The sequence below is a fragment of the Neisseria basseii genome, from assembly GCF_962707005.1.
GTDB lineage: Bacteria > Pseudomonadota > Gammaproteobacteria > Burkholderiales > Neisseriaceae > Neisseria > Neisseria bergeri.
On sequence record NZ_CAUIXH010000009.1, the window covers coordinates 13325 to 25347 of the forward strand.

At 52.3% G+C, this 12023-nt stretch carries 15 protein-coding genes and 1 pseudogene; 12 read left to right on the forward strand and 4 right to left on the reverse strand.

Annotation, left to right across the window (positions count from 1 at the left end; translation table 11 throughout):
* The first annotated feature begins 81 nt into the window (after nucleotides 1–81).
* Entirely contained in the window at nucleotides 82–1542 is a 1461-nt protein-coding gene (locus Q9I99_RS06130; RefSeq protein WP_301667247.1) for a transferrin-binding protein-like solute binding protein, read from the forward strand.
* Between the two features lie 5 nt (nucleotides 1543–1547).
* Nucleotides 1548–1745, forward strand: coding sequence for a hypothetical protein (locus tag Q9I99_RS06135; protein WP_301667237.1), 198 nt, complete (start codon nucleotides 1548–1550; stop codon nucleotides 1743–1745).
* A 301-nt stretch (nucleotides 1746–2046) separates the two neighbouring features.
* Here Q9I99_RS06135 and Q9I99_RS06140 read toward each other — a convergent pair whose 3' ends face one another.
* The 4 genes and pseudogenes from Q9I99_RS06140 to Q9I99_RS06155 form a co-directional block, all read right to left on the reverse strand.
* The gene (locus tag Q9I99_RS06140) at nucleotides 2047–2262 is read right to left on the reverse strand and encodes a hypothetical protein (protein ID WP_002233267.1); all 216 of its coding nucleotides are present in this window, start codon (nucleotides 2260–2262) and stop codon (nucleotides 2047–2049) included.
* Nucleotides 2255–2470: pseudogene (locus tag Q9I99_RS06145) on the reverse strand (DUF4177 domain-containing protein). Before Q9I99_RS06145 ends, Q9I99_RS06140 begins: the two are co-directional and overlap by 8 nt.
* A gap of 70 nt (nucleotides 2471–2540) precedes the next feature.
* Nucleotides 2541–3884, reverse strand: coding sequence for an argininosuccinate synthase (gene argG / locus Q9I99_RS06150; RefSeq protein WP_301667236.1), 1344 nt, complete (start codon nucleotides 3882–3884; stop codon nucleotides 2541–2543).
* Nucleotides 3885–4043: 159 nt separating this feature from the next.
* The gene (locus Q9I99_RS06155; RefSeq protein WP_301667235.1) at nucleotides 4044–4430 is read right to left on the reverse strand and encodes a hypothetical protein; all 387 of its coding nucleotides are present in this window, start codon (nucleotides 4428–4430) and stop codon (nucleotides 4044–4046) included.
* 89 nt (nucleotides 4431–4519) lie between these two features.
* Here Q9I99_RS06155 and Q9I99_RS06160 point away from each other — a divergent pair, with 89 nt between their 5' ends.
* The 10 genes from Q9I99_RS06160 to nuoF all read left to right on the forward strand — a co-directional run bounded on the left by Q9I99_RS06160 (nucleotide 4520) and on the right by nuoF (nucleotide 12020).
* Entirely contained in the window at nucleotides 4520–5332 is an 813-nt protein-coding gene (locus Q9I99_RS06160; RefSeq protein WP_301667234.1) for a competence/damage-inducible protein A, read from the forward strand.
* A 39-nt stretch (nucleotides 5333–5371) separates the two neighbouring features.
* On the forward strand, nucleotides 5372–6358 hold the full coding sequence (locus tag Q9I99_RS06165; RefSeq protein WP_301667233.1) for a S49 family peptidase: 987 nt from the start codon (nucleotides 5372–5374) through the stop codon (nucleotides 6356–6358).
* Nucleotides 6359–6737: 379 nt separating this feature from the next.
* Nucleotides 6738–7094, forward strand: a complete 357-nt coding sequence (locus tag Q9I99_RS06170) for an NADH-quinone oxidoreductase subunit A (RefSeq protein WP_002215607.1) — start codon at nucleotides 6738–6740, stop codon at nucleotides 7092–7094.
* Entirely contained in the window at nucleotides 7085–7567 is a 483-nt protein-coding gene (locus Q9I99_RS06175) for a NuoB/complex I 20 kDa subunit family protein (protein ID WP_002215610.1), read from the forward strand. The genes Q9I99_RS06170 and Q9I99_RS06175 overlap by 10 nt, the downstream gene beginning before the upstream one ends.
* Before the next feature lie 12 nt (nucleotides 7568–7579).
* Nucleotides 7580–8173, forward strand: coding sequence for an NADH-quinone oxidoreductase subunit C (locus tag Q9I99_RS06180; RefSeq protein ID WP_301667232.1), 594 nt, complete (start codon nucleotides 7580–7582; stop codon nucleotides 8171–8173).
* Complete coding sequence (gene nuoD, locus Q9I99_RS06185) at nucleotides 8163–9419, forward strand: NADH dehydrogenase (quinone) subunit D (RefSeq protein WP_070497252.1); 1257 nt, start codon at nucleotides 8163–8165, stop codon at nucleotides 9417–9419. The genes Q9I99_RS06180 and nuoD overlap by 11 nt, the downstream gene beginning before the upstream one ends.
* Nucleotides 9419–9892 (forward strand): NADH-quinone oxidoreductase subunit NuoE, encoded by a 474-nt coding sequence (nuoE, locus tag Q9I99_RS06190; RefSeq protein WP_003750572.1) that lies wholly within the window; start codon nucleotides 9419–9421, stop codon nucleotides 9890–9892. The genes nuoD and nuoE overlap by 1 nt, the downstream gene beginning before the upstream one ends.
* 97 nt (nucleotides 9893–9989) lie before the next feature.
* Nucleotides 9990–10565: an excalibur calcium-binding domain-containing protein gene (locus Q9I99_RS06195; protein ID WP_301667231.1), complete on the forward strand. Its 576-nt coding sequence runs from the start codon at nucleotides 9990–9992 to the stop codon at nucleotides 10563–10565.
* 61 nt (nucleotides 10566–10626) lie between these two features.
* Nucleotides 10627–10749, forward strand: a complete 123-nt coding sequence (locus Q9I99_RS06200) for a hypothetical protein (RefSeq protein WP_003708125.1) — start codon at nucleotides 10627–10629, stop codon at nucleotides 10747–10749.
* Complete coding sequence (gene nuoF / locus Q9I99_RS06205) at nucleotides 10725–12020, forward strand: NADH-quinone oxidoreductase subunit NuoF (RefSeq protein ID WP_014573730.1); 1296 nt, start codon at nucleotides 10725–10727, stop codon at nucleotides 12018–12020. Before Q9I99_RS06200 ends, nuoF begins: the two co-directional genes overlap by 25 nt.
* The last annotated feature ends 3 nt before the right edge of the window (nucleotides 12021–12023 follow it).

The window sequence follows — 12023 nt, forward strand, 5'->3', positions numbered from 1 at the left end:
GCGGAAACAATACCGGCTGCCTTGAATATGTTTCAACACACAGGGCGATACATAAAGCGTCGCCCTATGAAGGAGATGATGATGTTTAAACGCAGTGTGATTGCAATGGCTTGTATTTTTGCCCTTTCAGCCTGTGGGGGCGGCGGTGGCGGATCGCCCGATGTCAAGTCGGCGGACACGCCGTCAAAACCGGCCGCCCCCGTTGTTGCTGAAGATGCCGGGGAAGAGGTGCTGCCGAAAGAAAAGAAAGATGAGGAGGCAGCGAGCGGTGCGCCGCAAGCCGATACTCAGGACGCAACCGCCGGAGAAGGCAGCCAAGATATGGCGGCAGTTTCGGCAGAAAATACAGGCAATGGCGGTGCGGCAACAACGGACAACCCCAAAAATGAAGACGCGGGGGCGCAAAATGATATGCCGCAGAATGCCGCCGATACAGATAGTTTGACACCGAATCACACCACAGCACCGAATATGCCCGCCGGGGATATGGGAAACCAAGCACCGGATAACGGGGAATCGGTGCAACCGGAAAACAAACCGGATATGGCAAATGCGGCGGACGGAATGCAGGAGGACGATCCGTCGGTAGGGGAAAATGTCGGCAATACGGCAGATCAAGCTGAAAACAATCAAGTCGGCGGCTCTCAAAATCCTGCCTCTTCAACCAATCCTAACGCCACGAATGGCGGTGGCGATTTTGGAAGGACGAACGTGGGCAATTCTGTTGTGATTGACGGACCGTCACAAAATATAACGTTGACCCACTGTAAAGGCGATTCTTGTAATGGTGATAATTTATTGGATGAAGAAGCACCGTCAAAATCAGAATTTGAAAAATTAAGTGAATCTGAACGAATGGAGAAATACAAGAAAGATGGAAAAGATAAATTTGTCGGTTTGGTTGCTACAACAGTCAAAATGGAAGGAACTAACAAATATATCATCTTCTATACGGACAAACCCCCTACCCGTTCTGCACGGTCGAGGAGGTCGCTTCCTGCCGAGATGCCGCTGATTCCCGTCAATCAGGCCGATACGCTGATTGTCGATGGGGAAGCGGTCAGCCTGACGGGGCATTCCGGCAATATCTTCGCGCCCGAAGGGAATTACCGGTATCTGACTTACGGGGCGGAAAAATTGCCCGGAGGATCGTATGCCCTCCGTGTGCAAGGCGAACCGGCAAAAGGCGAAATGCTTGCGGGCGCGGCCGTGTACAACGGCGAAGTGCTGCATTTCCATATGGAAAACGGCCGTCCGTACCCGTCTAGGGGCAGGTTTGCCGCAAAAGTCGATTTCGGCAGCAAATCTGTGGACGGCATTATCGACAGCGGCGATGATTTGCATATGGGTACGCAAAAATTCAAAGCCGTCATCGATGGAAACGGCTTTAAGGGGACTTGGACGGAAAATGGCGGCGGGGATGTTTCCGGAAGGTTTTACGGCCCGGCCGGCGAGGAAGTGGCGGGAAAATACAGCTATCGCCCGACAGATGCGGAAAAGGGCGGATTCGGCGTGTTTGCCGGCAAAAAAGAGCAGGATTGATGCTGATGCCGTCTGAAGCGCAGGTATTCATTACGGCGGGACGACGCGTTCAAATCATCAAACAAGCCCCCGAAAAAGGCGGCATCCCAAAATCCGGCACTGGAATTGCCGCGTGTATCGGCGGCATTCCGCAGCCTGCCGGGGAAACCGTCGGCAGCAGCCGGAATGCCGGGTATTTCCGCTCGCCTTTTCCGATCTGTTGAAATATGAAAATAAAGCACAGGCCGTCTGAATGTTCAGACGGCCTGTTTTTTCAACGGCTGTGTTTCAACACTCCGCCGGTTCCAACCGGCAGCAGCAGGGCGATAATGCCTTGAACCCCCGCTCTTCGGGGCGGCAGGGTTCGGGCCGGTTTGGGGAAAGGCATCGCCTTTCTGAATCGGGGCGGTACAACGGGGTGTGCCTTATGTGCTGAAAGGGCTTACGGAAACGGTATGCCGTCTGAAACAGTGGCGTTCAGACGGCATTGTGATGTTTGGGGCGCGGGTCCGGTTCAAATCCGCATCAGTTGATAAACCCGTCGTCTTTCATTTTCTTTTCGGAAAAATACTGGCCGCATACCAGCAGGGCGGCGAGGATGATGACAAACAGCCCCGCCATAGTCAGTGTGATTTTGAAGAACAATTCCGCTTCGAGAAAAGAAAACCAGAGTTGCACAATCAGCAGCAGCACCCAGCCGGCAAACAGTCCGAGACAGGCATAAACGCCGAGCTTAAACACGGTCCCGCTCCAAAATGACGACGTAGGCTTCGCGTTTGAAAAACAGCAGCATACGGCGCAAATCTTTTTCCATCGTTACGACCCGTCAGCCTTCGGGGGTTTGTTTGTTGAGGAACGCGCTGAAATTGACGGGGTTGACCTTTGCCGCGCCGAAAAACAGGCTGGACAACAGGCTTTCCTGATAAATGACGACTTTGTATTCTTTCATAGGATTCCTTTAACTAAGGGATTGCCTTTTCAGACAATCCCTTAAATTGCAGCGATGAATGCGGCGAAACTTATTGCTTATTGCCCAACTGCGGCAATACCGAGCCTTCGCCCAGCGAGAGCAAACCGCTTTGCGAGTAAATACCCAGTTTGGCACGGGTGTCGGTAATGTCGAGGTTGCGCATCGTGAGCTGTCCGATGCGGTCGAGCGGGGTAAACGCCGCACCTTCGACTTTTTCCATGCTCAGGCGTTCCGGTTGGTAGGTCAGATTGGGCGATTCGGTATTCAGAATCGAGTAGTCGTTACCGCGCCGCAATTCGAGGGTAACTTCGCCGGTAACGGCTTTGGCGACCCAGCGTTGGGCGGTTTCGCGCAACATCAAGGCTTGGCTGTCGAACCAGCGGCCTTGGTAGAGCAGGCGGCCGAGGCGCAGGCCGTTGATGCGGTATTGTTCGATAGTGTCTTCGTTGTGGATGCCGGTTACCAAGCGTTCGTAGGCGATGTGGAACAACGCCATGCCCGGGGCTTCGTAGATGCCGCGCGATTTGGCTTCGATGATGCGGTTTTCGATTTGGTCGCTCATGCCCAAGCCGTGGCGGCCGCCGATGCGGTTGGCTTCGAGGAAGAGTTCGACGGGGTCGGCGTATTCTTTGCCGTTCAATGCAACGGGCACGCCTTCTTCAAAGCGCACGATGACTTCTTCGGGTTCGATTTCGACGTTTTCGTCCCAAAAGGCAACGCCCATAATGGGTTTGACGATTTTGATGCCCGAGTTCAAAAATTCCAAGTCTTTGGCTTCGTGGGTCGCGCCGAGCATATTGGAATCGGTGGAATAGGCTTTTTCAACCGACATTTTGTAGTTGAAGCCGTTGGCAATCAGAAATTCGCTCATTTCGTGGCGGCCGCCGAGTTCGTCGATAAATTGCTGATCGAGCCAGGGTTTGTAGATTTTCAGCGCGGGATTGGTGAGCAAACCGTAGCGGTAGAAACGCTCGATGTCGTTGCCTTTGTAGGTGCTGCCGTCGCCCCAAATATTCACATCGTCTTCTTTCATGGCGGAAACGAGCATGGTGCCGGTTACGGCGCGGCCCAAAGGCGTGGTGTTGAAGTAGGCGATGCCGCCGGTGGAAACGTGGAACGCGCCACATTGGATGGCGGCGATGCCTTCGTGTGCCAACTGCGCGCGGCAGTCGATTAAGCGGGCGTTTTCCGCACCATATTCCATTGCTTTTTTGGGAATGGCATTGTAGTCGTCTTCGTCGGGCTGGCCGAGGTTGGCAGTGTAGGCATAAGGCAGCGCGCCTTTGAGTTTCATCCACAACAGCGCGGCGGAGGTATCGAGGCCGCCGGAGAAGGCGATGCCGACTTTTTGACCGATGGGGAGGTGTTGCAGGATAGTATTGTTTTGACTCATGTGGAATCCTTCGGACTAAAAATAAAAGCAGAACGAGGCAAACCGCTCTGCACATGATTTGAACTTATTATCTTATAAATAGATGAGATAATCTAGTTTGATGCCGTCTGAAAAAGCATTCAGGTTTTCAGATGGCATTTGTCCGCAATTATTGAGACGCTATCCGTAGCTGAATACAATGAAGCATGCTGCCCAAACCGAAGCAGCTGCCAAAGGCCACAACAAGTAGCCTTTTTGCCCAGTCAAACGCCACATTTCATCTGCATTGGTTGCAACAAAAAACAACCACAAAAAACCAAGTAAAATATCCGTAAAGACTGCCAGTGAAAAAATCATACGGTTTGCAGGTAAGGAGCTGAATGCGCTCAGAACAACCCATTGTATAAAAAATGTGGAAAGCGTAGCATATTTGGCGCGAAAATTGACTGCACGTTTGTCTTGATGAATTTTACGGCGAATAATCAAATACTGAACAATCAGCACAAACGCACACACAAAAAGGCTGATAATGAACATGAAAAACGCCACAATGCCGATTGCAAACATGAGTCTCTCCTATCCGTTGCACCTAATAAGCAATATTGGAACAGTAATCATGGGAAATCATGAATAGCCTTTAGGCAGAAGGAAAGATTATGAAAGACCGACAGCATTTATTCAACCTCATCATCATCGGCGACGAAATCCTGCACGGCAGCCGCCAAGACAAGCATTTCGCCTTTTTCAAATCCCTGCTCGAATCCAAAGGGCTGAAGCTCAATCAGGTGCAATACCTGCCCGACGAACCCGATTTGCTGGTCAGGCAACTGCGCCGCAGCTTTTCAGACGGCATACCGACGTTTGTTACCGGCGGCATCGGCGCCACGCCCGACGACCACACGCGCCAAGCCGCAGCGGCTGCTTTGGATTTGCCCCTCGTCCGCCATCCTGAAGCCGCCAAGTTTATCGAAGGCGTAACCCTGAAACGCGGCGAGCCGCTTGATTCGCCGGAACACGCCCAACGCCTGAAAATGGCGGACTTTCCCGCAGGCGCGGAAATTATCCCCAACCCGTTCAACAACATCGCCGGATTTTCCATCCGCGAGCATTATTTCTTCCCCGGTTTCCCCGTGATGGCGCACCCGATGGCCGAATGGGTTTTGAATACTTATTACGCCGACCGCTTCAACCAAACCGAACGCGGCAGCCGCAGCGTGTATGTGTTCGAGCAGCCCGAATCGCGCATTACGCCGCTTATGGAGCATATCGAGCAAACTTATCCCGGTGTGCGTTCGTACAGCCTGCCCAGCGTCGGTTGGACGCATTCAGACGGCACGCAGGTCAAACCGCACATTGAGTTCGGCATCAAAGCCGAAGGAGAAGCCGTCAACCTTTTGGACGCGGCGTGGGCGGAAGTGTTGCACAGCTTGGACGGATTGGGAGCAGAGCTGAAAAATCGGGTAAACTGAAAACCGTTTGCCCAAATCGGACGATATTTAAGGAAAACCATGCAATACCGAATCAGAAGAGAAAACGAAGCACCCGAAGCAAAAAATGCGGGGGAAACCTTATGGGAGCGCGACATCATGCGCGAAGTGCTGCTGTCCGCCTATCGGGACAGGCGAAGGGAGCGGATGTGGAAAAACATCTGGCGCGCCGTCAGCACCCTGATTCTGGTTGCCCTGATTGCAGGCATTTTCCAAAAAGACGAAGCCGCATTGCAGTTGACGGGCAATACGCCGCATACCGCAGTCGTCAACCTGTACGGCGAAATCGGCAACGGTGTAGAAGACCAGGTCAAAAAACTCAAAGACGGTATGGAGGCCGCCTACAAAAACCCGCAGGCAAAAGCCATCGTCATCCGCGCCAACAGCCCCGGCGGTTCGCCCGTCGTGTCCAACACCGCTTTTGAAGAAATACGCCGTCTGAAGGCGCAGCACCCCGGCATCCCCGTTTATCTCGTGGCGGAGGATATGTGCGCGTCCGGCTGCTACTACATCGCGGCGGCGGCGGACAAAATCTATGCCGACCCGTCCAGCATCGTCGGCAGCATCGGCGTTATCGGCAGCAGTTTCGACGCGACCGGCCTGATGGAAAAAATCGGCGTAAAACGCAGGGTTAAAATTGCGGGCAGCAACAAAGGCATGGGCGATCCGTTTTCTCCCGAAACGCCCGAACAGTCGAAAATCTGGGAAGAAATGCTGACCGGCATACACGGCGAGTTCATCAAAGCCGTCAAAACCGGACGCGGCGGCCGCCTTAAATTCCGACAATATCCCGACGTGTTCAGCGGTCGGGTGTACACAGGCGCGGACGCGCAGAAAGTCGGGCTAGTGGACGGACTCGGCAATATTTACAGCGTGGCGCGAGACGTGGTCAAAGCCCCCGATGTGGTGGATTACACTCCGAAGGACGATTTCGGCAGAATCTTGGGCAGACGCTTCGGCGCAGAACTCAAAGCAAGCGTTTCGGAAGCCCTGCAATCCCTCCAATAACGCTTTCCGCCGGATATAGTGGTTTAAATTTAAACCACTATACCGATGCCGTCTGAAAGGTTTTCAGACGGCATTTTTTTGCATGGTAGGGTGATATTTGTGAAACGGTAATATGAAAACAGAACGCTTGTCGCGCGGTTTGTACCGTGCCGGTCTGTACGAAGGCAGCAATAAAGATAGAAACGTTTTGTTTTTATAGGATTGGCGCGAAACAGACGGTCCGGCGTTCTTGAAATCAAATAAGAATCGTTATCATAACATGATTGTATTTATTGGGTTTTTTTGGGCGTTTTGCCGATATTTACCTTTTAATGGTTTTTGAAATTCGCTAAAATACGAAATTATTGTAGAAATTTTGTTAACGGATTTGGGTGTAACCATGTTGTCCGCTTACTTTCCCGTCTTTGTCTTTATCCTCGTCGGCCTCGCGGCCGGCGTGCTGTTTATCCTGCTCGGCACGATTTTAGGCCCGAAACGCCACTACGCCGAAAAAGACGCGCCTTACGAATGCGGTTTCGAAGCCTTTGAAAACGCAAGGATGAAGTTCGACGTGCGCTATTACCTCGTCGCCATCCTCTTTATCCTGTTTGATTTGGAGGTTGCGTTCATGTTGCCGTGGGCGGTTGTGTTCAAAGATTTGGGCGCGTACGGCTTCTGGTCTATGCTGGTGTTTATCGTCGTTCTGACGGTAGGCTTTATTTACGAATGGAAAAAAGGTGCGCTGGAATGGGAATAGAAGGCGTTTTGAAAAAAGGTTTCATCACCACCAGCGCGGATACGGTGCTGAACTATATGCGTACCGGTTCGTTGTGGCCGGTTACTTTCGGCTTGGCCTGCTGCGCCGTGGAAATGATGCACGCGGGTATGGCGCGTTACGACCTTGACCGTTTCGGTATCATTTTCCGTCCGTCCCCCCGTCAGGCCGACCTGATGATTGTGGCAGGTACGCTGACCAATAAAATGGCGCCTGCCCTGCGCCGCGTATACGACCAGCTCGCCGAGCCGCGCTGGGTATTGTCTATGGGCTCGTGTGCCAACGGCGGCGGCTATTATCACTATTCTTATTCCGTTGTGCGCGGTGCCGACCGTGTCGTGCCGGTAGACGTTTATGTGCCGGGTTGTCCGCCGACTGCGGAAGCCCTGATTTACGGTCTGATTCAGCTCCAACAAAAAATCAAGCGCACTTCCACCATCGCGCGTGACGAGTAAGGGGAGGACGATATGGCAAGCATTCAAAACTTATACGAAACCGTCAGCCGCGTTTTAGGCGATCGGGCAGGCAAAGTCATTTCAGCTTTGGGAGAGATTACCGTCGAGTGTCTGCCCGAACACTATATTTCAGTCATGACCGCATTGCGCGACCATGAAGAGCTGCATTTCGAGCTTCTGGTCGATTTGTGCGGTGTCGATTACAGCACTTACAAAAACGAAGTATGGCAGGGCAAACGCTTTGCCGTCGTCAGCCAGCTGCTTTCCGTTAAAAACAATCAACGCATCCGCGTGCGCGTCTGGGTTTCAGACGACGATTTCCCTGTGGTCGAATCCGTAGTCGATATTTACAACAGCGCGGATTGGTACGAGCGCGAAGCCTTCGATATGTACGGCATCATGTTCAACAATCACCCGGACTTGCGCCGCATCCTGACCGATTACGGCTTTGTCGGACATCCGTTCCGCAAAGACTTCCCGATTTCCGGCTATGTGGAAATGCGTTACGACGAAGAACAAAAACGCGTGATTTACCAACCTGTTACCATTGAGCCGCGCGAAATCACGCCGCGTATCGTCCGTGAGGAGAACTACGGTGGCCAATAAATTAAGAAACTACACCATCAACTTCGGCCCGCAACACCCTGCGGCGCACGGCGTATTGCGTATGATTTTGGAGTTGGAGGGCGAAACCATCGTCCGTGCCGACCCGCATATCGGCCTTCTGCACCGAGGTACTGAAAAACTGGCTGAAACCAAAACCTATCTGCAAGCCCTGCCCTATATGGACCGCTTGGACTACGTTTCCATGATGGTCAATGAGCAGGCGTATTGTTTGGCAGTAGAAAAACTTGCCGGTATCGATGTGCCTATCCGCGCCCAATACATCCGCGTCATGTTTGCCGAAGTAACGCGCATCCTCAATCACTTGATGGGCATCGGTTCGCACGCCTTCGATATTGGCGCGATGACCGCCATCCTTTACGCCTTCCGCGACCGCGAAGAGCTGATGGACTTGTACGAAGCCGTTTCCGGCGCGCGTATGCACGCCGCCTACTTCCGCCCCGGCGGCGTTTACCGCGATCTGCCCGACTTCATGCCCAAATACGAGAGCAGCAAATTCCGCAACGCCAAAGTATTGAAGCAGCTCAACGAATCCCGCGAAGGCACCATGCTCGACTTCATCGACGCCTTTTGCGAACGCTTCCCCAAAAACATCGACACACTCGAAACCCTCCTGACCGACAACCGTATTTGGAAACAGCGTACCGTCGGCATCGGCGTCGTCTCCCCCGAACGCGCCATGCAAAAAGGCTTTACCGGCGTTATGTTGCGCGGTTCGGGCGTAGAATGGGACGTACGTAAGAAACAACCGTATGAAGTGTACGACCAAATGGATTTCGACATCCCTGTCGGTGTGAATGGCGACTGCTACGACCGTTACCTCTGCCGTATGGAAGAAATGCGTCAATCCGTGCGCATCATCAAACAATGCGTTGACTGGCTGCGCGTCAATCCGGGCCCGGTCATTACCACAAACCACAAATTTGCTCCGCCCAAACGTACCGAAATGAAAACAGGTATGGAAGACCTGATTCACCATTTCAAACTCTTTACCGAGGGTATGCACGTTCCTGAGGGCGAGACCTACACCGCTGTCGAACACCCGAAAGGCGAGTTCGGCGTTTACATCATTTCAGACGGCGCAAACAAACCCTACCGCCTGAAAATCCGCGCACCCGGCTTCGCCCACCTGCAAGGCATGGACGAAATGGCAAAAGGCCACATGCTCGCCGATGTCGTTGCCATCATCGGTACGCAGGACATCGTATTCGGGGAGGTTGACCGATAATGTTATCCGCAGAATCCTTAAAACAAATTGATATCGAGTTGGCAAAATATCCTGCCGACCAACGCCGTTCCGCCATTATGGGCGCATTGCGTATTGCCCAGACTGAAAAAGGCTGGCTCGCTCCCGAGACCATCGCTTTTGTCGCAGACTATATCGGCATCTCGCCTGCGCAAGCCTACGAAGTCGCTACTTTCTACAATATGTACGACCTCGAGCCTGTCGGCAAATACAAACTGACCGTCTGCACCAACCTGCCCTGCGCCCTGCGCGGCGGCATGGATACCGGCGAATATCTGAAGAAAAAACTCGGTATCGGCTACGGCGAAACCACGCCCGACGGCAAATTTACCCTTGTCGAAGGCGAATGCATGGGCGCGTGCGGCGATGCCCCCGTTATGCTGGTCAACAACCACAGCATGTGCAGCTTTATGACTGAAGAGGCGATTGAGAAGAAATTAGCAGAATTAGAATAGATTATCCGGATGCAGCCGGGTTTGTAATCAAATTGCAACGGTTATTCCAAAATTCTAAATTGTGATTTTAAAAAGTAACAATAAAAAGGAGTGGTTGATGAGGGGGGTAATTGTCAAGTGGGATGACGAAAAAGGTTATGGTTTTATACGGATAGATGGCGGTAACAAAGAAATTTTCTGCCATATTTCCGACTTTTCCCCAAGGAACCCGCGTCCTGAGATTAACGAGGCGGTCGGTTTTGAAGTGGTTTCAGACGGCAAGGGAAGATTTTCTGCAAAACAGATACGCTATCTGAATCGGGAGCGTGCAGTTTCTCCCGGATACCGCAAGAAACATCGAAAAGACAAGGAATCTCCCACTTCGATTGTTCGGGTTGTGCTGTTTTTGTTGGTCGGTTTGCTGCTTGTTTCGGTAATCGGCTATAAGGCGTATCAATATGCGTCAGAGAAGCTGACTCCGAAACAGGAAAATACGCCGGTTAAAACGCAAGTATTGCCCGAAATAAAACGGCAGCAGCCCGACAGCAGCCCATACCGTTGCGACGGCAGGCAATATTGCTCACAAATGACTTCGTGCGAAGAAGCCAAATGGTTTGTGAGGAACTGTTCCGATACCAAGATGGACGGCGATGGCGACGGCATTCCGTGTGAAGACAAATGCGGCGGATGGTAATTTTGATTGATGACGGGAAGAACAAACGCAGGTTTGGTTCAGATTAAACGAAGACAGGAAAATGCCGTCTGAAAACAGACAAACCGTTTCAGACGGCATCAGGAACATTGAGACGGCAGGCAGCCGCAACCGATACGAAAACAAACAGGCACACCAAAAATGGCTATTTACCAATCAGGCGTGATTTTTGACCAAGTGGATACCGCCAATCCCGATTGCTGGACATTGGACGAATACGTCAAACGTGGCGGTTATACCGCCCTGCGTAAAATCCTGTCCGAAAACATCTCGCAAACCGATGTGATTGACGAAGTCAAAACCTCCGGCTTGCGCGGGCGTGGCGGTGCGGGATTCCCGACCGGTTTGAAATGGAGCTTTATGCCCCGTTCCTTCCCGGGCGAAAAATATGTGGTTTGTAACACCGACGAAGGCGAGCCCGGTACATTTAAAGACCGCGACATCATCATGTTCAATCCTCATGCCCTGATTGAAGGCATGATTATTGCCGGTTACGCGATGGGTGCGAAAGCCGGCTACAACTATATCCACGGCGAAATTTTTGAAGGCTACCAACGTTTTGAAGCCGCTTTGGAGCAGGCGCGTGCCGCAGGCTTTTTGGGTAAAAATATTTTGGGTTCGGATTTTGAATTTGAACTCTTCGCCCACCACGGCTACGGCGCATATATTTGCGGCGAAGAAACCGCATTGCTCGAATCGTTGGAAGGCAAAAAAGGCCAGCCGCGCTTTAAGCCGCCATTCCCTGCTTCGTTCGGTCTGTACGGCAAACCGACTACCATCAACAATACTGAAACGTTCTCCTCCGTTCCATTCATTATCCGTGACGGCGGACAGGCATTTGCCGATAAAGGTATTCCGAATGCAGGCGGTACCAAATTATTCTGTATTTCTGGCCATGTCGAGCGTCCGGGCAACTATGAAGTGCCATTGGGTACGCCGTTTGCCGAAGTCTTGAAAATGGCGGGCGGTATGCGTGGCGGTAAAAAACTCAAAGCCGTTATTCCCGGCGGTTCGTCCGCGCCAGTTTTGCCTGCCGATATCATGATGCAGACCAATATGGACTATGACTCGATTTCCAAAGCCGGCTCCATGCTCGGTTCCGGCGCGATTATCGTGATGGACGAAGACGTATGCATGGTGAAAGCCCTCGAACGCTTAAGCTACTTCTACTACGACGAATCCTGCGGTCAATGTACGCCTTGTCGAGAAGGTACGGGCTGGCTCTACCGCATCGTCCACCGCATCGTAGAAGGCAAAGGCAAAATGGAAGATTTGGATTTGCTGGATTCCGTCGGCAACCAAATGGCAGGCCGCACCATCTGCGCCCTTGCCGATGCCGCCGTTTTCCCTGTTCGCAGCTTTACCAAGCATTTCCGTGATGAGTTTGTGCATTACATCGAACACGGCGGGCCGATGAAGCCGAATAAGTGGTGCTAAGTT